Raw genomic sequence first — 21,245 nt, 5'->3', positions numbered from 1 at the left:
TTCTTATCCGGCGAACCGGAAACCGTATTTCATATCGCTTAACCGACGATGTCGGAGCTTTAAGGCTTAACCGACAATATCGGTCTGGGCGAAGAAATAGGAAATTTCGATTGCAGCATTTTCAAGCGAGTCCGAACCATGGACCGAGTTCGCTTCGATGGATTCTGCAAACTGTTTGCGAATGGTGCCTTCCTCGGCATTGGCCGGGTTGGTGGCGCCCATAACTTCGCGGTATTTGGCAACAGCGTTTTCGCCTTCCAGAGCCTGGACGACGACCGGGCCGGAAACCATGAAGTCCACGAGTTCGCCAAAGAACGAACGTTCCTTGTGAACAGCGTAGAAGCCTTCGGCCTGTGCACGGGTCAGAGCGACACGCTTCTGCGCGACGATGCGAAGGCCTGCGTCTTCGATGACGGCATTGATTTTGCCCGTCAGGTTGCGGCGCGTTGCGTCCGGCTTGATGATCGAAAGAGTGCGTTCGATAGCCATTGGTTTCACCTAGCTACTTGTAAAAATTCGTTACCCCCAAGAAGGGACTGCGGAAGATAAAAAAGCCGACGACAAGGCTTCCTTATCATCCGCAGACCCTAAGGTTGGCGCTGTATAAACGCCCTTGGTTCGCAACGCAACACATAGTTCGGTCCGCGCAATTCAGACCTGCACCCCTTGCATCGGGGGTTGAACAGGTGTGAAAAGCCGCCAAATCCCGTGAAACTGCGCGCCTTGCCACCCCATCACGCTCGTATTTTGTCCTGTTGGTCCTGTGATCGAGTGTTCATGACAGTTTCAAGAATCCTTGCGTCACGGCCCTCCCTGCCCTATTGAAAGCACAGATTTTCAAACGATTCCCGAACGCGGACCCGAAATGCTGCAAATTACCGACCTGACCTACCGCATTGGCGGCCGTATGATCCTTGATCACGTGACCCTGACCGTACCCGACGGGTACAAACTGGGCCTGATCGGACGTAACGGGGCCGGCAAATCCACGCTTTTGAAACTGATTTCCGGCGAAATCGCATCGGATGGCGGCGATGTATCGCTGTCTAACCGCACCCGCATGGGTGTGGTATCGCAGGAAGCCCCGGCGGGGTCGCGCTCCCTGCTTGATACGGTTCTGGATGCCGATACCGAACGGGCCGCCCTTCTGCATGAAGCCGAAAACGTTACTGATCCGAACCGGATCGCCGATATCTATACCCGGCTTGCCGACATCGACGCCCACACCGCAGAAGCCCGTGCGGCATCGATCCTGTCAGGCCTTGGTTTCGATGCCGAAGCCCAGCAACGCCCGTGCGATGATTTTTCCGGCGGCTGGCGGATGCGTGTGGCACTGGCGGCAACCCTGTTCCTGCAACCCGACCTGCTGCTGCTTGACGAGCCGACCAACCACCTTGATCTTGAAGCCACCATCTGGCTTGAAAACTATCTGATCAACTATCCCGGCACGATCATCCTGATCAGTCACGACCGCGACCTTCTGAACAAGGCGGTCAAACATATTGCCCATCTGACCGATGGCAAAGTGACGATGTATGGCGGCAATTACGACAAATTTGCCAAAACGCGCCGCGAGCAGATGGAACTGGCGTCCAAGCATTACGAAAAACAGGTCGCCCAGCAAAAACACATCCAGTCCTTCATCGACCGGTTCCGCGCCAAGGCCAGCAAGGCCAAACAGGCGCAAAGCCGTATCAAGATGCTGGAAAAAATGGGACCGGCGATTGCCGTTGTCGAAGACCGCAGCATTTCGTTCGACTTCCCAAGCCCCAAGGAACTGCCACCGCCCCTGATCAATATCCATAACGGCGATGTCGGCTATGAACCCGGCAAACCGGTCTTGCGCAATATCAGCCTGCGCATTGATATGGATGACCGCATCGCGCTTCTGGGTGCCAACGGTAACGGTAAATCGACACTGGCAAAGCTTCTTGCCAACCGGCTTGAACTGATGGCCGGGGAAAAGGTTGCGTCGGGCAAGCTGCGCATCGGTTATTTTGCACAGCATCAGACCGATGAGCTTCGCCCCGATGAAACCCCGTATCAGCATATGGCTGCCCTGATGCCTGATGTCATCGAACACAAGGTCCGGGCCCAGCTTGGCCGTTTTGCGTTTGAAGGCCAGAAAGGCGACACCAAGGTCAAGGACCTTTCGGGTGGGGAAAAGGCGCGTCTGCTGTTTGCGCTGATGACGCTTGATGCCCCGCATATGCTGATCCTTGACGAACCGACCAACCATCTTGATATCGACAGCCGCGATGCGCTTAATCATGCGCTTAATGCCTATGAAGGTGCGGTGATCATCATCAGCCACGACCCCTATCTGATCGAAGCCTGTGCGGATCGACTTATTCTGGTTGCCGATGGTGCGGTTACCGCCTTTGACGGCGACGTTGCCGAATATCGCCAGTATCTGCTGAACCGGGCGCGTGATGAACGCCGCGCGGACAAGGCAGAAGCCAACGAAAACGGCGAACCGGCACGGCCAGAGGACAAGGGCAACCGCAAGGCATTGCGCCAGCAGGCTGCCGAAAAACGCAAGGCCGCAGCCCCCATCAAGCGCGAGATTGAAAATCTTGAAAAGCAGATGGAAAAGCTGACCGAGCGTCGTGACAAAATCAAGGACGAGATGGCCGATCCGGCGCTTTACGAGCCCGATAACGCCACCAAACTGACCACCTTGCAAAAAGACCTTGGCAAGATCGAAAACGAACTGGCCGAGATCGAAACCCGCTGGATGGAAAAGCAGGAAGAATACGAACAGAAGGTGGCGTAAGCCGCCGCCTTCTGGTGTCTCCCCTGTTTTGACGTCAATTCCGCCCCACTGCCATCAAGTCGCCGAATTCTCCCCGCAGCTTTTCCCAAGGGCAAAGCAAACAATGCGGGAGACGGACCATGGTTGAACTCATCTATGGGACCGACGGCGCAGATGTGCTTGTCGGAACAGAGCAGGACGATCATATTTTTGGGCGCGCGGGCAGTGATTATATCCGCGGGCTTGGCGGCAATGACCGCTTCTATGAGATCGGACCGGGGGACGATACGCTTGATGGCGGTGCCGGTCATGATCATTTCCATGCAAGTATCGGTGACGACACGCTGCTTGGCGGGTCGGGCAATGACAAACTTGATGGCGGCCCGGGGGCCGATGTCATTGATGGCGGTCCCGGCCGCGATGAAATTCGATTTTCCTATTCAAATGACTCGGCCAAGGAAGGCGTCATCGTCAATCTTGCCACCGGCATTGGTGTGGGCGGCGATGCGGATGGCGACCGCTATTTCAATATCGAAGACATCCGTGATTCACGCTATGGCGACATTCTGATCGGCGATGACGGCAACAACGCCTTTTTCCAAACTGGTGCTGGCGACGGCGATGTGATGAATGGCGGCGGCGGCGATGACACTTTCTATGCCGCATATGGCTCTGCTTTTTCTGAGGAACAGACAAGCATTTTCATCGGCGGCGAAGGGTCTGACACCATCAGCTACATCGCCGGCTGGGGCAATGATGCGCCTTATGGTGAATATGGTCCGCAACCGGTCATCAATCTTGAAACCGGCACGGGCCGCACAGGCGATCATTTCATCAGCATCGAAAATGTCGATGGCAGCAATCAAAGCGACCTGATCATCGGCGATGATAACGATAACCGCCTGATCGGCAACAAGGGCGGCGATACCATCTATGGCCGCGATGGCGACGACGTCATTGTCGGCGAAAACATCCATGGCGAAGCCGGAAATGATACGCTCACCGGCGAATGGTATGATGTCTCGCTTTATGGCGGCGACGGCCATGACACACTTGATGCTGGCCCCATCGCCCATGAAGCCTTCTCCGACAATATCCTTTCGGGTGGCGGCGGCAATGACTGGCTTCAGGGCAATATCGGCGACGATACTTTCGTCTTCGACGCCGAAGCCTCCAGCCGTGATCGTGTGGTTGATTTCGAAAGCGGCAATGATGGCGATACCCTGCTCCTTACCGCTGATCTTCAGGCCAGATCGGGCATTACCGATTTCGACAGCCTGCTTGATCATGCGACTGAAACCGATGGCGGTGATCTTTACATCGATTTCAGCAACGGCGATCCATGGACCTTTGGGGTGATTGTTGAAGATATCAGCAAGGATGACCTGACACCCGACAATGTCGAGTTCGGCTAGGCCCCGCCCCCGAAACACCAAGGGCCGCCCGGTTTATCGCAGGGCGGCCTTTTTGTTCGGCATTTCCCGTTTCTGATCTTGTCCGTCAGGTTGCAGTTGGTTGATAGATCCCTGGCACGAAATAGCTGTATCGCTTTCGAACTGTTCGGAATACCGATCAACAAGGTGATCGCGAATGTTGCCGGTTAACCAAACCCTTCAGGCGATTTGGTCAAATCCTTGCGCCTGATGCGTCAAAACCAATTCCCAATGCCAATAACCAGCGACCGAAACCGTCCGGAAAGGATGACACAGCAAGCTATTGTCAAACCATAAGAACTTGCAAAAAATATATCCACAATGCAGAAAAAGCAACAATCACATCAATCATTGATTTAGTCCGGGCGCAAAAGTGCGGGCGATTAATTGTACCAATTTATCGTTCTGCCATTAATGCGAAAGAGTCCCCGGATTGACAAAACTGAAACCGGTTCCCGTATCAAACTTTGACACCAATGATATCGATCCGCGTCACCGCTTTGACGCATGGCAGGAAAATATCGGTATCTTTTTTGATTTAATGATGTCCGATCATGAATGTCATCTCACGAATTTTTTTGCACAGATCGATGTTTACGACCTTCAGGAAACGGTTTTTGGTGTCACCAGATCACAAGCCCAGCAGTTTTTACGGCATCCCCGCCGAGTGATCGATGATGATATGGACCACATTCTGGTTCAGCTTTTTCTGCAGGGCGGCGGCCTTACCAAAGACAATGAACGCATTGTCGCGGGCGACATGCTTATCATCGATCTTTCTTACCCCCACGACATGATCACGGGTGATTTTGAAAACCTTACGCTTGTTCTGCCACGGGAATTGCGACCAGATATCTCGGATATGCTCGCGCCACTGCATGGACTGAAGCTTTCCAAGGACAACCCGATGGTTCGCTTCATGGCCACCGGTTTTCTGAACCTTTGGAAGAACATTCCTGACATGACAACTCAACAAGCTGTTAGTGCCGTGCAAGGAACTCTCGGCCTGATGCAAGGATGCTTGCTGTGCGAAGGCCAGCTTCCCGAGGAAATTGACGCGCCAACATCAGTTGCCCTTGCAAAGGTCATCTACCGCTATATTGATGCCAACCTTTCCGAAAACATCACGCCAGCAAGCCTTGCCCTGACCTTTCGAATGTCAAGAACACATATCTATCGCATTTTTGCCCCGCATGGCGGGGTGGCAAATTATCTTTGGGATCGCCGTTTGCAGCGGAGCTTTCAATTGCTGTCGCAACAGCGTTACAGCCACAAGAACATTGGCAGCATTGCCTTTGAATGCGGTTTTAACAGTGAGTCCCATTTTAGCCGCGCATTCCGCGCCAAATTCCATTCAACACCAAGTCAGATCCGTGCCGATGCCGTAAACGCCCGATTGCATCATAACGGCAAAGCCACAACGTCAACCGGCTACGCCGCAGGGTTGCCAAACTGGGTGCGGCGGCTGTAACGCTTTAGAATCGGTATTCCAGCCCCAGATAGCCTGAAGCAGTGCGTTCGTCGCCAGTTGCAAGCCCCAGTTCCATGTCTGCGACAACCGTCATCCGCCGGTCCACGTCATAGCGCATATTGCCCCCGACATATCCCCCGTACGAGGACGTATCACCGGTTCCCTGATAGCGTAAAACCGGACCGTTGCCGAGCCCGACATCAACGCTGTCACGCCCGAAATAGCTGTATTTCATCCCGCCGCGCAGTTCCATCTCGCCCCGGCCATCTACAAGCACCTGACGGGCTGCCAATTGCAAACGCCCGTTGATCACATCCACACCATGCCCCTTAACCCGAAGATTGGATGATGTCGTGCCGGTTTCGGTATATTCACCGTAATAGCCATAGGTGTAATTAACCTCGGCCGATGGCCGCAATTCAATCCCGCCGCCGATGTCAATCGACCGGACCACCGCCAGTGACGGACTGATATAGACACTGTTGTAATCTGATTGTGCGGTTTCCTCGCCGGTCAGGTTATCGACCACAAGACGTTTATCCTGATGGCGTTGATAGCCGACGAACAACGCCCCGTCGATAGCCCAGTCGCCGACAACATATTCACCATATCCGCCGACAAAAAAGCCGTTGCTGTCACTTTCGACCGATGCCTCGTCGGTTTTCATCCCTGCAACGGACGCCCCGCCAAACACACCGATACTGTGGTCATCAATCGGCTTTTCATATCCGCCGATCACGCCACCAACCCGGCTGCGATAGCCCAAATTCGCCCCGTCATCGCCGCGTTTTTTGTACCCACCAAAAACATGTCCCCAGACAAAGGGCATCTGCGGCGCATATAACATACCCGGTTCAAGTTCGCTGGCCGCGACCACAACCGATTGCGGTTTGTTTGATCGTGCCAGTTGCTGGCTGACCGCCTGATGAATGCCGGCTGCCGTCGTTCCCAGCGCCGCCCGGTTGGCAGCAAGACCTGTCGGATCTGCGATCACCACCGTCGATCCGCTTTGCAGGACAAGCCCGTCACCACCAGCCGATGTATTCACCGTACCGGCATTGCTGATGCTCAGGGTCGATGACCGCGCCCCGGCCGATGTATCGATATTGACCGCATTGGTGCCTGCACCAAGATTAATCGTCCCGACAATCGTCGCACCTGGCTTGATGTTCAGGGTCTGGTTGCCCGACCCTACAATCGCCTCGGTCGCCGCCCCGGTTGCGATCACCGTCCCGCTGACATTGATCGTCCCGTTGGCCCCAGTGGATCTGATCCCGGCCCGTCCTGCACCCAATACGGTAACGGTCCCGCCGTCACTGACCGTAAGGATGCTGCCGCTACCGGATGATCGTATTCCGTCGGCATTCGTGCTGGTAATCGCACCGCTATTGACAAGTGTCGAATTATTTCCGTCGCTCCGCATGCCCTCGCCATCGCTGCCGCTTGTGGTAATCGTACCGCTATTGACAGCTGTTACGCCATTCCCGTCAGCGTACATGCCACGGGAACGAACTCCGCTTGTCGTAATCGTACCGCTATTGGAAAGTGTCGAACCGCTATTGGTGCTTCCGATGCCATAGGAATCTGTTCCGCTTGTCGTAATCGTACCGCTATTAACGAGTGTCGAATTGGCGTTGGCGCTGTTTAGACCGTACGAACCATCTCCGCTTGTCGTAAGCGTGCCGTTATTGACAAGTGTCGAATTGGTTCCGGTGCCATTTATGGCATGGGCATTCGCACCGCCTGTCGTAAGCGTGCCATTGTTGAAAAATTTAGAACCCGGCCCGAAACTGGCCATTCCGTAACCGCTCGCTGCGTCTGTCCGAATTGTACCGTTATTAACAAACTGCGCATTTCTAGCCCCCCCATCACCAAATATGCCCACGCGCCCGCCACCCACCGTCGTGATCGTGCCGTTATTGGTCACACGCACGCCGTCTGCGCTAACAGTGATGGCGGCGCTATTCGCCGGCGTCGTAACATTGAGAACCCCGCCCTGCTCGATCAATCCGGTTTCCCCGACGCTCAGGGTTTTGGCAACCGTATCGGTGACACCGCCAGAAACGGTAAAATCTGCGGCCTGCGCCGCATGACCCGATAATGCTGCACCAACAAACGCCAAGGGAACTACCCGTCGACGTAACAATCTGAATCCCTTAGCCATTTATCCCCCCAATGATGCCGGAGAGAATAACACGCCTAAGATTTTTGTTTTGACTGAGCATCCCAAATTATTGTTACGAGCGTACAGAACGACATGCTTTGATCCGAAACCAGTCCTGACTTTGGCTGGACATTGATGCGCCAATAATTCGGTGAGCAACGCATTTAAAGACAAAGCTTTATTCTCAGGCTTCGTCGCGATTTCACCTGCCCTGATCCAGAAAAACGAAAGGCCGCCCGATTATGACAGGGCGGCCTTTGTTCTGTTCAGGTTGCGGTGGGCTGATTGACCCTGGCCGAAAGGGCCGCGTGGCTTTCCACCCGTTCGGAATACCGATCGACAAGGTGATCGCGAACATCGCGGGTTAACAGCGTGAACTTCACCAGTTCTTCCATCACATCGACAATCCGGTCGTAATAGGGGGACGGCTTCATGCGCCCCGCCTCATCAAACTCGTTCCATGCCTTGGCAACCGATGACTGATTGGGAATGGTCAATAACCGCATCCAGCGCCCCAGAATGCGCAACTGATTGACCGTGTTAAAGCTTTGGCTGCCGCCGCACACCTGCATCACGGCCAATGTCTTGCCCTGCGTCGGGCGCACCGCGCCAAGCGAAAGCGGTATCCAGTCGATCTGGCTTTTCATAAGGCCGGTCATCGCCCCATGCCGCTCGGGCGAGGACCACACCATCCCCTCGCACCAGCTTACCAGATCGCGAAGCTCCGCCACTTTGGGATGATCGGCACCGGTTTCGTCGACCAGGGGCAGGCCTGCGGGGTTGAATATCCGGACCTCTGCACCAAACCGGGTCAGGATGCGCGCGGCTTCCTCGGCGGCGAAACGCGAAAAGCTGCGTTCACGAAGCGAGCCATAAAGCACCAATATGCGCGGCGCATGGGTACTGTGTGCCTTGGGGAACAATGCCGCAGCCGGGATCGGTGCGAACTGTTCGTCCTGAATATTGGGGGTATCAGCCAACGCGCGCTCCTTTCTCGTTTAAAATCATTTCGCCGTCTTCCTTGTAAAGCGGCCCGGCCGGCAGGTGATCGAGCAGATCAAGTACCGTTTCGGATGGGCGACACAACCGAACCCCTTTGGGCGATGCCACAATCGGCCGGTTGACCAGAACCGGGTGTGCCAGCATCGCCGCGATCAGGGCATCGTCCGATATCGCGTCATCAAGCAAGCCCAATTCTGCGGCGGGTGATCTGGTCGTGCGCAATGCCGTGCGCGGCGTCAGGTCGGCAGCGGCAAAAAGAGCGATAAGCTGCGGTCGGGTCCAGCCTTCTTTCAGATATTCGATCACCTGATAGGGATCGCCGGATTTCTCGATGATATTGAGGACATTGCGCGATGTGCCGCAATCCGGATTGTGGTGGACAACGATCATGGCAGAACCTTATGAAACCTTGTTTTGTGCTTCGGGGAAATGGGCGCGTGTCCGGTTGGCAAAAGCCACCAGCGACAGCATCACCGGCACCTCGACCAGAACACCCACCACGGTTGCCAATGCCGCCCCGGAATTCAGGCCAAACAGACTGATCGCCACCGCAACCGCCAGTTCGAAAAAGTTTGATGTCCCGATCATCGCGCAGGGGGCAGCCATCCGATGCGGAATACGCAGCAGGAACGCCGCCCCATAGGCCAGCGCGAAAATCCCGTAGCTTTGAATCAGGATCGGCACCGCAATCAGGACAATCACCAAGGGCTGTCGCAGGATCACATCGCCCTGAAGCCCGAACAGAATGGCGACCGTCGCAATCAGGCCAAGGATCGACCATGGCTTGACCCGGGCGGAAAATCTTTCGATTGCGTCCTTTGATCCCAGGATCCGGCGCGTTAGCAACCCGGCCAGAAGCGGCAGAACCACATAAAGCACGGTTGCCAGAACCAGTGTTTCCCAAGGGACGGCAATGTCGGTCACGCCGAGCAACAATGCGACAATCGGCGCAAATGCCACGACCATGATCAGATCATTGACCGATACCTGTACCAGCGTGTAGGTCGCATCACCCCGCGTCAGTTGCGACCAGACAAACACCATCGCCGTGCACGGTGCCGCCCCCAGAAGGATCAGACCGGCGATATATTGCGCGGCGTCAGCTGGTGCGATCCAGGGGGCAAAAACATGTTCGAAAAACACCACCGCCAGAAACGCCATGGTGAACGGCTTGATCAGCCAGTTGACCACCAGCGTCACCAGAAGCCCCTTGGGCTGGCGGGCCACCCCGGCCACGGCGGCGAAATCAACCCCGACCATCATCGGATAGACCATCGCCCAGATCAGGACGGCGACCACAAGATTGATCGACGCCACCTCGCTTGCGGCAATCGCATCGACAAGCCCCGGGGCAACCACGCCGATCACAACCCCGCCAATCATGGCAAGCCCGACCCAAAGGGTCAGAAACCGTTCGAACACGCCAAGTTTGCCACTATCGGCACTGCAATCGGCACCATTGTTTGCGCGATTATTCTCTGTCATCGGAATTCCCTGTGATCGCTGTGGGCGCTGTGGTCGCTGTGGTCGCTGTGGTCGCTGTGATTATCGGCAGGTTTTGTTCAACATCGGCAGACAGATATCCTCCCGCCCGCCACAACAATCTTCCATCAGAAACACCAGAAGATCGCGCATCGTGCCGATCTCGGCAAAATAGCGGATCGCCCGCCCTTCGCGCACCGACCGAACCAATCCGGCGGTCGACAGGATGTTCAGATTGTTCGAAAGCGTATTGGCGCGAATATCAAGTGCTGCGGCAATATCCCCGGCAATCATGCCTTCCGGTTCCGCCTTGATCAGCAGCCGGAAAATATCAAGCCGAACATCATGCGCCAGCGCCGACAATGCATTTAAGGTATCTATCTTTTCCATAATTCATGAAATATCGAATTATAAAGACAAGTGCAATGGAAAATATGCGCAAATCACGATCAGGTTTCCGTGACCTGCCCCCCCACCCCGAACTGGCGCAGTTTCAAAACTGGCTCAAGTCAGCTCTTTCAGTCCTGTCGGTGTCTTGATCTGCGCCCGATAACGGACGCCGGCCCCCTGAATGATCGCAGGTGGACGATCAATGGAAAGTTCGCGATAGAGTGCCTTGACGAACGCTGGGTCAGGATGCTCCACCCTCATCGAAACAAGGCGCACGCCCAAATCGGGGATTTCCGCCATTGATGTCGGGTCACCCCGATGATCAATGATCGATGGTGCAGCACCATCCAGCGGTAACGAGCCATCAGCAGGAATGGCAAAGGCAAAAGTCGGCTCCGCTGTCGGCAAAAGCACCTTTTCGCCAAAAACCGCGCCATGGGCTGAAACAACGGTATCAATGGATTTTGTCGCGGCAACCCAGCCCCGCAGACGACGGCCTTCTTCCCAATCCGATCTGATCTTGTCCTGATTATCCAATCCAAACCAACGCGCCCTGCCCGGCGTAATACCGTCCGGGTCCAGCGCCACGATTTCAAGATAGACATTGTTGCCAAGCTGAAGCCGGTGATTATGCGTGCCCATATAGCCATGACGCGTCCCGAACGGTACATCAAGATCAAGACACGCCCGAACATGCGCCACACCGTCGGCCAGCGTCGGCGCAATAACAGTAATATGGTCAAGTTTCAGCATGCTTGGGGAAAACTCCAATGCCACCCAATGCATGCATTTGATCCAATCTGACACGAAAAGTAAATGCAACATCGAACACAGAATCCTCCACCATCCTGACATGAGCCTGTCAGGAACGCCCTGCTAGTTTGTCCCTGCCGATCAAGCCGTTCGGTGGATAAATTACGAGCGCCCCATGACACATGCTGAAAATCTCTGGCTGTTCTTTGTTCTGCTGTCGGGCATCATCATTGTGCCCGGCATGGATATGTTTTTCGTGATTGCCAATTCCCTGACCGGGGGCAAACGCGCCGGGTTGTCGGCCACTGCCGGGATCATGCTGGGCGGGGTGTATCACACGTTGCTGGGTGCCATCGGCATCAGCGCGCTTCTCGCCATCGCGCCATGGCTTTTGAATGTCATGCTGTTTGCCGGGGCGGCCTATATGGTCTGGATCGGCATTACGCTTTTGCGCAGCGCCATCACGGTGGAACGCATCCGGGCGGCCAGAACCGCGTCGCTTTGGATCGCGTTTCGCCAGGGCATGATCACCTGCATGCTTAATCCCAAGGCCTATCTGTTCATTTTTGCGGTCTATCCGCAATTCATCCGCCCGCATTACGGGCCGCTTTGGTCGCAGGCGCTGATCATGGGGATCATGACCGCTGCGGTTCAGCTTGCGGTTTATGGCGCGATTGCCCTTGCGGCCGGGACCAGCCGCAACCTGATTACCGGCAATCCGGTGGCAACGATTTTCATCGGGCGGACGGCGGGTTTGCTGTTTATCGGTGTTGCCCTTCTGACCGCGTGGCAGGGGATGGTGACAACCGGGATCAACTTTTGATTGACAGGGCGGTGTGGCCTGATCAATACTTAACTTCATGGTTAAGTATCAAGAAGCCGAACTGAACGACATCTTTGCCGCCCTTGCCGATCCAACCCGCCGTGCGCTTCTCGCCCGGCTGGAGACGGAAGAAAACCTGTCGGTCAGTGAACTGGCGCGACCGTTTCACGTTTCGCTGCCTGCAGTGATGAAACATCTGGATGTTCTGTCCGATGCCGGGCTGATTGCGCGGCAGAAGACCGGGCGCACGGTCAATGTGCGCCTGAATGCCGAACCGATGGAGCACGCCATGGAATGGCTGGCCCGCTATCAGCGCTTCTGGTCGCATAAACTCGATCAGCTTGCCGCCTTCCTTGAACAAGAAGACGACGACGCCACCAAAACCGAAAAGAAGCAGGATTAGGGACTGATGCCCGATACAATACCAGACAAGCCGAGCCTGATGATCCGGCGCCGGATTGCCGCCCCACCGGCAAAGGTTTACGCCGCATGGACCCAGCCCGAGAAACTCGCCAGATGGTGGGGACCAGAAGGTTGCGAGATGATTGATGCCAGCATCGATGCAAAAATCGGCGGCACCTTTCGCATCCGTTTCAAGGAACCGGGGCCCGATGGTGAAATCCACGATGTCAGCGGCACCTATGATGCGGTTGAAACCGATGCAAAGCTGTCCTTTTCCTGGCAATGGATCACAATGCCCGAACGCAAATCGCATGTGACCCTGACCTTTGTGGCCGAGGATCGCGGGGCGGCGACCATATTAACCCTCCATCACACGCAGTTCTTTGACGAGGCTGCGCGTGATGGACATCAGGAAGGATGGAGCAGCGCCCTCGACAAGCTCGAAGTCTGTTGTACTTCGGGTTGCACCTCGGCATGAATTTGCCCCGATTGCAGTCTTGACCTCAACCACGGTTAAGGTCCCAACATCGCCCCGAATAACGAGCGCAGAATAAATTCCGCGATGCCCCAATCCATTGCGGCCTGCGCCACCATAAGAAATACTGGAAACACAAGACATGAGCGCCCCGAACACCCCCGTCGCGTCACCAACCGACGATACCGCCCAGACCGACAACAAGGCCACCCGCCGCGAATGGATCGGCCTTCTGGTGCTGACCCTGCCGTGCCTTCTGATCGCGATGGATATGACGGTTCTGCATCTTGCCGTACCGGCCCTGACCGCAAGCCTTAACCCGACGAGTGACCAGTTGCTGTGGATTGTTGATATCTATGGCTTTTTCATTGCCGGGTCGCTGATCACCATGGGGACACTGGGTGACCGGATCGGTCGGCGCAAATTGCTGATGATCGGCGGTGGCTGCTTTGGCGCGGCCTCCGTGCTTGCGGCCTTTTCCGATACGCCCGAAATGCTGATTTTTGCCCGTGGGGTTCTGGGCATTGCCGGGGCGACGCTTATGCCCTCTACCCTGTCGCTGATCCGGTCGATGTTTCACAATGACAAGGAACGGTCCTTTGCCATTGCCGCATGGATGACGACCTTTATGGTCGGCACGGCTGCCGGGCCGCTTCTGGGCGGGCTTGTTCTCAGCTATTTCTGGTGGGGCGCTGTTTTCCTGCTCAATGTGCCGGTGATGGGGCTTTTGCTGATTGTCGCTCCGATCCTGCTTCCCGAACACAAGGCCAAAAGCTTTGGCCGGCTTGACCTGTTCAGTGCCGCGCTTTCGCTTGGCTCGGTGCTGGCAATCATTTACGGGGTCAAGGTCATTGCTGCCTATGGCTTTGGCAGTGATGCCCTTTCTGCCCTTGTCTTTGGCCTGCTTGGCGCATGGGTTTTCATCCGCCGTCAGCGCAAGCTTGCCGATCCGCTGCTGGATCTTGATCTGCTCAAACAGAAGACCATCGCACTTCCCATCGTCATTCAGACCGCGGTGATCTTTGCCGGGATGGCTTATTTCCTGTTCCTGTCCCAGGCCCTGCAACTGGTCATCGGCCTTACCCCGATCCAGGCCGGGCTTTCGATGTTGCCCGCAACTGTCGCCGGTATTGTCGGCTCGATGGGGGCGCCGGTCCTTATGGGCCGGTTCAAACCGGGACAGGTGATGACCGGTGCCCTGATCCTGACCGCGGCTGGCTTTGGCATGCTGTCATGGCCGGGCAGCGTCGTCAGCCTTTATGTTCTTGTGGCCGGTGCGACGATCTTCTCGCTTGGCATTACGCCGGTTGCGATGATCTGTACGGATATGGTGGTGGCATCGGCCCCGTCTGATCGGGCTGGATCGGCCGCCGCGATGTCGGAAACAAGTGCGGAGCTTGGCGGGGCGCTTGGCATTGCCATTCTGGGCAGTGTCGGCACCGCGATCTATCGCGATGTCATGATCGAAGCCGTACCGACCGGGATCGGGAACGAGGCCGCAGACGCCATCCGCAGCACCCTTGGCGGGGCGGTCAATGCGCTGCATGATCTGCCTGCGGCAATATCATCGGATATTTTGCCACTGGCGCGCGCGGCCTTTACGGACGGTTTACAGGTTATTTCGATTATCTGCACAATTTTGATGGTTTTATCGGCGATTGGCACCCTGTTCGCGTTGCGCGATGTACATTGTGACACAAATAACGATGATGGGACCGATGGGGTAAATGGCGATACCCCTTACGACCCGGCCATCAAACAGGCGGCCTGCGCCACCGGAAATGTGGAGTAATCACAATGCGAAGTCCGGAACTCCCCCCAAGACTTGAAAGCAAGCGTTTCATCCTGCGCGATTTCACGCCCTCGGATCGGGCGGCGTTTGTCGCCTATCAGATGGATGAACGGTATCGCGCCCTTTACGGTAATGCTGATAACGACAGCACGCGCGCCAGCAGCAATGCGCTGTTTGACCGGTTCCTTGCATGGCAGGAAGAACAGCCGCGGCGCAATTTTCAGGTCGGGATTTTTGATAAATCGTCGGGCGATCTGCTTGGCTGTGTCGGCCTGCGAGGCAAGGACCTGCCGGTGGATAGCGCGATTTTCGGGATCGAGCTGTCACCGACCCATTGGGGGCGTTACCGCGCCGCCATCGAGGCCAGCACGATGATGATCGCCTTTGGTTTCCGCGAGCTTGATCTTGCGTCGATCATGGGCGTTACGGCCAGCGACAATAAACGCATTGCCCGTCTGGCTGACTGGTTCGGGGCCGAAGTCGTGGCAGAACGCCATGGGTCGGAAAATTCCCCCGAATTTACCACCGAATGGACCACCGAATGCGGCACCGCAAAGGTCGACTGGTCGCTTAAACGCAATCTATGGGACCATGGTACACCCGATGCGTCACGCCGTACCGACAACTTTGCCTATGCCAACTGCAATCACAAAACCGGCACTGCCGCTGAGATGCAAAAACAGGCCTGCGAGGGAATGTAAGTCAGATCCGATTGGGCGGACATATTGCCGGTAAAACGGCCTTGCCCCCTGATCGGTGCCTGATGCTGCTTGAATTGCCCGCCCATTTCCCGGACGACACGTATTTGCATTGCCTTTTGATCAGCGCGCCAACCGATCAACAAGGAGAATATGATGAAACGCCCCGAAATCGTCTCTCGCGCGGAATGGCTTGATGCCCGCAAGGCGCATCTTGCAAGGGAAAAGGAACATATGCGTGCCTATGACCGCCTGTGCGAGGAACGCCGTTCCCTGCCATGGGTGCGGGTGGACAAGGATTATGTCTTTGACACGCCGGACGGTGAAAAATCGCTCGCCGATCTGTTTGATGGCCGCAACCAGCTTATTGTCTATCACTTCATGTTTGGCCCCGGCTGGAAAGAGGGCTGTGTGGGCTGTTCGTTCCTTGCCGATCATTTTGACGGTGCCAACCTGCATCTCAAACATCATGACGTGACACTCGCGGTCGTTTCGCGGGCCCCGCTTGCGGAATTTCAGGATTTCAAGAAACGGATGGGCTGGAACTTCCCCTGGTTTTCTTCGGCAGGATCGGATTTCAATTACGATTTCGATGCGTCGTTTCGCCCTGATGACGTCAAGACCGGCACCGCGACCTATAACTACGCGCCCTATACCGGCAAGATGGAAGACCTTCACGGCGAAAGCGTCTTTGTCCGCGATCCCGACAGCGGCGAGATTTTCCACACCTATTCCAGTTATGCGCGCGCCGGTGATGCCCTGATCGGGGCGCACGCCTTCCTTGACATGACGCCCTTTGGCCGTAACGAGGACGGGGTGATGGACTGGGTCAAGCTGCATGATCAGTACGAGGAATACCAACCCGTGCATTCCTGCTGTCACTGATCAGGCTGCTCTGACATTTGCCTTACGGGTATTGCCTCCCCCTTGTCGGTGTTGCGGGGCAATACCCATGAATATCCCTCTGCCGCGGCCAAACCTGGCGCAATCCCATACACTCCTGTAAAGACAAGACAATTCGCTTTTTCGCGCTATGATGGCGGAAATAATCGCGGATAAAAATCCGCCCCCGCACGAGCAATGCGAAAAAGAGGATTACATGGAGCTGTTTTTCACAGGTGTCTTCAGCCTGACCATATTGGTCGGCGCGATCATGGGCATCATCGCTTTTTTCCGGATACGCGGTTTCAAACAGAAACTGCAAATGCTGGAACAACAGATCGGGCTTTTGAAAGCCGGTCTGTCGGTGCCTCCGGCTCCTTCGGTCACACCTGCTGCGGCCCAACCGGATAAAACGGCAAAAGCCGACGCGGCTGATCCTGCTGATCAGGCAAAACCGGCCAAGACCGACACACCCGCCCACCCAGCAAAACCTGCGGCGGTCGCGCCAAGACCACAACGCACCGTGCCGCAAGCAGCCCCCAAACGCGCCATCGGCTTTGAAGAAAAGATCGGCACGCGCTGGGCGGTGTGGATTGGCGGCATCGCGCTGGTGTTTGGCGGCATTTTCCTTGTGCATTATTCCATTGAGGCCGGTCTACTCAGCCCGCTGGTGCGCATTCTGCTTGCGGCCCTGTTTGCCGCGGCCCTGTTTGGCAGTGGCGAATATCTTCGCCGTCAGCCCGCCCTGCTTGCAGCCAAGACCGGCAATAATGCCGGTTATATTCCGGGCATTCTGACCCTTGCGGGGACAACAACGGCCTTTGCCACGGTTTTTTCGGCCCATATGCTTTATGGCATGATCGGCCCGGCGATGGCCTTTGTCCTGATGGCGCTTGTGGCGCTGGGTACGCTCGCACTTTCGCTTTTGCAGGGGCCATTGGTGGCATCGACAGGGCTTCTGGCCAGTTACATCGTGCCGTTTATGGTGCAGTCGGGTGAACCCGCCCCCTGGGTTCTGGCCTTTTATGGTTTGATCATCACGGCGGGCAGCTATGGCATTGCGCGATTGCGTGGCTGGCACTGGTTTGCCATGACAACCGCGATTGCGGGTTTTGTCTGGGGCCATCTTCTGGCCTTTGCCGCCCCGTCCGATATGGGGGCGTCGCTTGCGGTTTATGATATTGCCATTCTGCTGGCCGCGATTGCGACCTATGCCATTGGCATTTACCCCCGCGATCCCGCCCGGATTCCCGAACGCATAGACTGGAAATCGTCGCTTATGGTCGCCGGGAATGGCTGGCTTGTGATTTATCTGCTTCATCATAGCGGGTTTGATGCGACCGGCACCGCGACCCTGATGATCATGTTGGCCCTGCTGCTGGCGACGGCGGCCCTGTTCCCGGTTCTGGGGCCGGTTGCACTTGGTGCGCCAGTATTGGCACTGATTGGTTATCTGGGTTGGGATATCCGTCTTTCCATCGATCCGCTGCTGTATGATCAGCCGATTATCACCGATGCGATTGATAAATTTTCCGTCCTGCCCGATACGCAATCCTTCCTTCTGACCGGGCTTGGGCTTGGCCTGATTCTTGGTCTTGGTGGCTTTGCCGGGGCGGTATTTTCCACCGCCCGCCTGTTTATGGCGGTTGCCGGGGTGTCGGGCCCGATCGGGCTGTTCCTGATTGCGCTCTGGCGTAGTGATATTCTTGATGTCGATATGTTCTTTGGCGGTTTTGCCCTTGCGCTGGCGGCAGGGTTCCTTGGTGCCTTAAGCATCATCGACCGCAGAATGCCCGCCACCGCACATGGCCGGGATGGGGCGCTTGCCACCTATACGGTGGGCACCATCGGCATGATTGCCACCGCGATGTTCATCCTGCTGGGGGATGGCTGGCTGCCGCTGGGGCTTGCCGCCCTTGCGGTTGCGACCGTTTGGGTTGGCGGGCGCTGGCCCCTGCCGGGGCTTGCCAAGACGGCGATTGGCATTGCCGGTCTGGTTCTTGTGACGATCTTCTGGCAGCCGACCATTGTTCCCGCTGATCAGCTTGGCACCGCACCGGTTTTCAATGCATTGCTGTGGGGCTATGGCGGTCCGGCGATGGCATTCTGGGCCTGCGTCTGGATGCTTCGCCAATCGGGTGATGTGCGCCATCGTCTTGTTTTCGAAGGACTTGCGATTTTCACAAGCCTTGCGACCGGTGCGGTGATCCTGCATCACGCCACCAATCAGGGTATTTTCCATACCGTGCCCGATACCCTGATGGAATGGAGCCTTCAATCCCTTCTGGCGCTTTCGGCGGCAATCGGTTTGCAGCGGCTTGACCGGTCGCTGGCAAGCCCGGTGATGTCCCGGTGCATTCTGGGGCTTGGTTTTGCCGGGTTCTTCATGCTCGGCATGCTGAACCTGCTGTTGCTCAACCCGTTGATGAGTGGCGAGTTTGTCGGCAATGGCCTGTTCTTTAACCTGCTGCTTTCGGCCTATCTGCTGCCCGCGATCCTGACCGGCCTTCTGGCGACCCGGCTTTCGGGGGGCAAACCGGAAAGCTATCGCCGGACGGCGGGGGTTCTGTCGATCCTGCTGGCTTTTTGCTGGATCACCTTTGAAATCCGCCATTTCTTCCACGGCGGTTATATCGGCATGTATCAGCCCTGGACATCGCCGGAACTTTACAGCTATTCCGCGGCGTGGCTGGGCTTTGGGATTGCGCTTTTGGCCTATGGGTTGTGGCGTGGATCGCTGCATGTCCGCATGGCATCGGCGGCCTTTGTCTTTATGGCGGTTGCCAAGGCGTTCCTGTTTGATATGTCGGGCCTTGAAGGTATCTGGCGGGCGCTGTCCTTTATCGGGCTTGGCGTCGTTCTGATCTGTATCGGGCTGTTCTATCAGCGCCTTTTGGCACGCCAAAACGGCCCCAGCCCCGAAAACGATCATGAGAACGGGGAAATCGCTGAAAATGCGCCGCCAGAGCCACCAAAAGGAAATCAGGACTAAACCGGTTTTTATGTCTGAGAAGATCAGAAACCGGGTGTCGTAGACGATCAGCGATATGGTTGAAACGCGTTAAATCGTGCATATGCCTGCACATAACAAAAGCGCCCGCGCTTTGATCCGAGCGCGGGCGCAATTTTTTATGAATAATCGCGGGGATTATTCAGAAATTTTGAAAACCGGCAGGACCGAGCCTTCATATTTGGTTTCGATGAATTCACGGATTGCATCATCGTGATAGGATTCAACCAGCGTTTTGACCCACGGCGCGTCTTTGTCCTGGGTGCGGGTGACAATCACGTTGGCGTACGGGCTGTCATTGCCTTCAATCGCGATTGAATCCTTGATCGGGTTCAGACCGGCTTCAAGCGCGTAGTTGGTGTTGATCGCCGAGGCATCGAGATCAGCCAGCGAACGGGGAAGCTGTGCCGCATCAAGTTCGACGAATTTGATGTTTTTCGGGTTTTCGATGACATCAAGCGGGCTGACGACAAGGCCAACCGCCGGATCAACCTTGATCAGGCCTTCGGACTGCAGCACCAGAAGCGCACGACCGCCATTGGTCGGGTCGTTCGGAATCCCGACTTCGGCACCGTCTTTAAGCTCGCTCAGATCCTTGATCTTGTCCGAATAGATGCCCATCGGGGTCAGGATGTTATAGCCGACCACCGAAAGATCATAACCGCGATCCTTGATCTGGTTATCAAGATAGGGCTTGTGCTGGAAACTGTTGGCCTGAAGGTCGCCATCATCAAGCGCCTGGTTGGGAATGACATAGTCCGAGAAGCTGACGATTTCGATATCAAGGCCCTTGGTCGCCGCCACTTTGACGACTTCTTCCATGACTTCTTCGTGCGCACCGGGGGTAACGCCGATCTTGATTTTCTCGTTCGCCAGTGCCTGCCCGGTCAGGGCGGCGGTCAGAACGGCAGCAGCCGTCAGTTTAAGCAGAAACCGCATGGTAAAACTCCTTGTTTACTGTGGTGTTTTGCGGGAATTCAAAGAAGATAAAGAAACGAAAACGGGTTCAGATATTGCGCTTGTCCGCCTTGCGCGCCATCCAGTCGCCAAGGCTTTGCACCATCTGCACCACCACAATCAGGGTGATGACAACCGCCGCCATCACATCGGGGCGGAAACGCTGATAACCATAGCGAATGCCAAGATCGCCAAGGCCACCGGCACCCACTGCGCCAACCATCGCCGAATACCCGATCAGGGTGACCGCGGTTAAGGTCAGGCCGTGAATGATGCCCGGTAATGCTTCGGGCAACAGCACCTTGGTCACCACTTGGAACGGGCGGGCGCCCATCGCCTGGGCGGCTTCGACAAGGCCGCCATCGACTTCGCGGATCGCGCCTTCGATGATACGGGCAATGAACGGAATGGCCGCAACGGTCAGTGGCACGATGGCAGCCGACGTACCAATCGATGTACCGACAATCAGGCGGGTAAACGGAATGATCGCGACGGCCAGAATGATGAAGGGTACGGATCGGGTGGCATTGACAATCGGCCCGATGGATTTCTGAAACAGCGGGGCTTCGAACAGTTCACCCCGGCCAGACGTCGCCAGCAAAACGCCAAGCGGCAGACCGAACGCGGTGCCAAGTGCAAGGGCGGATATCACCATCGCAAAGGTTTCAAGCGTTGCCTGAAGCAGGATCGGTGCAAGTGTTGCAAACATGATTAAGCCTCCTGCCCGGTGGTTGTATCGACAGTCGCGGTCGCAGC

The 21,245-nt window shown here is 56.2% G+C and carries 19 protein-coding genes; 10 read left to right on the top strand and 9 right to left on the bottom strand.

The genetic code is table 11. The features are described 5' to 3' along the window. Positions 1-66 precede the first annotated feature (66 nt). Entirely contained in the window at positions 67-489 is a 423-nt protein-coding gene (gene ndk / locus TH3_RS06500) for a nucleoside-diphosphate kinase (protein WP_007091418.1), read from the bottom strand. 376 nt (positions 490-865) lie between these two features. Between ndk and TH3_RS06495 the strand changes: the two genes are divergently transcribed. From TH3_RS06495 to TH3_RS06485, 3 genes are all read left to right on the top strand, one after another. Beyond that, entirely contained in the window at positions 866-2,776 is a 1,911-nt protein-coding gene (locus tag TH3_RS06495; protein WP_007091419.1) for an ABC-F family ATP-binding cassette domain-containing protein, read from the top strand. 119 nt (positions 2,777-2,895) lie between these two features. Further along, positions 2,896-4,170 carry a calcium-binding protein gene (locus tag TH3_RS06490; protein WP_007091420.1) on the top strand — a complete coding sequence of 425 codons (1,275 nt, stop codon included), beginning with the start codon at positions 2,896-2,898 and terminating at the stop codon, positions 4,168-4,170. Positions 4,171-4,621: 451 nt separating this feature from the next. Beyond that, a complete protein-coding gene (locus tag TH3_RS06485) occupies positions 4,622-5,659 on the top strand; it encodes a helix-turn-helix domain-containing protein (RefSeq protein ID WP_007091421.1) in 1,038 nt (345 codons plus the stop codon). Positions 5,660-5,663: 4 nt separating this feature from the next. On the opposite strand, the gene TH3_RS06480 is transcribed toward TH3_RS06485, so the two are convergent. The 6 genes from TH3_RS06480 to TH3_RS06455 all read right to left on the bottom strand — a co-directional run bounded on the left by TH3_RS06480 (position 5,664) and on the right by TH3_RS06455 (position 11,450). After that, on the bottom strand, positions 5,664-7,823 hold the full coding sequence (locus TH3_RS06480; RefSeq protein ID WP_052268353.1) for an autotransporter outer membrane beta-barrel domain-containing protein: 2,160 nt from the start codon (positions 7,821-7,823) through the stop codon (positions 5,664-5,666). Positions 7,824-8,089: 266 nt separating this feature from the next. Next, entirely contained in the window at positions 8,090-8,803 is a 714-nt protein-coding gene (gene arsH, locus TH3_RS06475; protein WP_007091423.1) for an arsenical resistance protein ArsH, read from the bottom strand. After that, positions 8,796-9,215, bottom strand: a complete 420-nt coding sequence (locus tag TH3_RS06470) for an arsenate reductase family protein (RefSeq protein WP_007091424.1) — start codon at positions 9,213-9,215, stop codon at positions 8,796-8,798. The genes arsH and TH3_RS06470 overlap by 8 nt, the downstream gene beginning before the upstream one ends. A gap of 9 nt (positions 9,216-9,224) precedes the next feature. Beyond that, positions 9,225-10,310, bottom strand: a complete 1,086-nt coding sequence (arsB, locus tag TH3_RS06465) for an ACR3 family arsenite efflux transporter (protein WP_007091425.1) — start codon at positions 10,308-10,310, stop codon at positions 9,225-9,227. Between the two features lie 60 nt (positions 10,311-10,370). Then, positions 10,371-10,697 carry an ArsR/SmtB family transcription factor gene (locus tag TH3_RS06460; RefSeq protein WP_007091426.1) on the bottom strand — a complete coding sequence of 109 codons (327 nt, stop codon included), beginning with the start codon at positions 10,695-10,697 and terminating at the stop codon, positions 10,371-10,373. Positions 10,698-10,811: 114 nt separating this feature from the next. Beyond that, on the bottom strand, positions 10,812-11,450 hold the full coding sequence (locus TH3_RS06455) for a VOC family protein (protein ID WP_040059676.1): 639 nt from the start codon (positions 11,448-11,450) through the stop codon (positions 10,812-10,814). A gap of 175 nt (positions 11,451-11,625) precedes the next feature. On the opposite strand from TH3_RS06455, the gene TH3_RS06450 reads away from it, so the two are divergent. The 7 genes from TH3_RS06450 (at position 11,626) to TH3_RS06420 (ending at position 19,514) form a co-directional block, all read left to right on the top strand. Then, positions 11,626-12,273 (top strand): LysE family translocator, encoded by a 648-nt coding sequence (locus TH3_RS06450; protein WP_007091428.1) that lies wholly within the window; start codon positions 11,626-11,628, stop codon positions 12,271-12,273. A 37-nt stretch (positions 12,274-12,310) separates the two neighbouring features. Beyond that, positions 12,311-12,676, top strand: coding sequence for an ArsR/SmtB family transcription factor (locus TH3_RS06445; RefSeq protein WP_007091429.1), 366 nt, complete (start codon positions 12,311-12,313; stop codon positions 12,674-12,676). Between the two features lie 6 nt (positions 12,677-12,682). Then, complete coding sequence (locus TH3_RS06440) at positions 12,683-13,153, top strand: SRPBCC family protein (RefSeq protein WP_007091430.1); 471 nt, start codon at positions 12,683-12,685, stop codon at positions 13,151-13,153. 139 nt (positions 13,154-13,292) lie between these two features. Next, a complete protein-coding gene (locus tag TH3_RS06435) occupies positions 13,293-14,942 on the top strand; it encodes an MFS transporter (protein ID WP_007091431.1) in 1,650 nt (549 codons plus the stop codon). A gap of 5 nt (positions 14,943-14,947) precedes the next feature. Further along, the gene (locus TH3_RS06430) at positions 14,948-15,643 is read left to right on the top strand and encodes a GNAT family N-acetyltransferase (protein ID WP_007091432.1); all 696 of its coding nucleotides are present in this window, start codon (positions 14,948-14,950) and stop codon (positions 15,641-15,643) included. 150 nt (positions 15,644-15,793) lie between these two features. Beyond that, the gene (locus tag TH3_RS06425) at positions 15,794-16,525 is read left to right on the top strand and encodes a DUF899 domain-containing protein (RefSeq protein ID WP_139328192.1); all 732 of its coding nucleotides are present in this window, start codon (positions 15,794-15,796) and stop codon (positions 16,523-16,525) included. 214 nt (positions 16,526-16,739) lie between these two features. Next, positions 16,740-19,514 carry a DUF2339 domain-containing protein gene (locus TH3_RS06420; protein WP_076519560.1) on the top strand — a complete coding sequence of 925 codons (2,775 nt, stop codon included), beginning with the start codon at positions 16,740-16,742 and terminating at the stop codon, positions 19,512-19,514. A 156-nt stretch (positions 19,515-19,670) separates the two neighbouring features. Here the strand turns inward: TH3_RS06420 and TH3_RS06415 are convergent, their stop codons facing one another. Further along, positions 19,671-20,471, bottom strand: a complete 801-nt coding sequence (locus TH3_RS06415) for a MetQ/NlpA family ABC transporter substrate-binding protein (RefSeq protein WP_007091435.1) — start codon at positions 20,469-20,471, stop codon at positions 19,671-19,673. Between the two features lie 67 nt (positions 20,472-20,538). Next, entirely contained in the window at positions 20,539-21,198 is a 660-nt protein-coding gene (locus TH3_RS06410; protein WP_007091436.1) for a methionine ABC transporter permease, read from the bottom strand. Positions 21,199-21,245 lie beyond the last annotated feature (47 nt).

Origin of the sequence: Thalassospira xiamenensis M-5 = DSM 17429 (genome assembly GCF_000300235.2) — a bacterium.
GTDB classification, from domain to species: Bacteria; Pseudomonadota; Alphaproteobacteria; order Rhodospirillales; family Thalassospiraceae; genus Thalassospira; species Thalassospira xiamenensis.
This window is presented reverse-complemented; position numbering and strand designations above follow the sequence as displayed.